This window comes from Methylobacterium sp. C33D, from assembly GCF_053345825.1.
Genome location: NZ_JBKFAV010000179.1, coordinates 1 through 317, shown reverse-complemented (window position 1 = coordinate 317; position 317 = coordinate 1). Strand labels below are relative to the sequence as shown.

Genomic DNA, 317 nt, shown 5'->3' with positions numbered 1-317 from the left:
GGCGAAGGAGGCTGCCAAGGAGGCCGCCCAGAAGCTCGCCGAGGCGAAGGCCGACAAGGAAGCGGCCCAGAAAGCCGCCGCTGCCGAGAAGGGGGCCGAGCGCAAGGAGGCGCTCGCCCGCGACGCCGCCGCCCGCAAGGTCGCCGACGCCAAGACCCGCAAGGACGTCGCCCTGAAGGAGGGCGAGAAGCCCAAGCACGTCCGTCCCGGACAGGCCGCCAAGGCGGACGAGAAGAAGGCCGACGAGAAGAAGGCGGATCCGAAGGCCGAGGCCAAGGCGAAGGCCGAGGCGAAGGCTCAGGAGGCCAAGGCCGAGG

The 317-nt window shown here is 71.6% G+C and carries 1 pseudogene; it reads left to right on the top strand.

Annotation, left to right across the window (positions count from 1 at the left end):
* Window positions 1-317: pseudogene (locus ACLBXO_RS31940) on the top strand (peptidoglycan DD-metalloendopeptidase family protein); the annotation flags it as partial.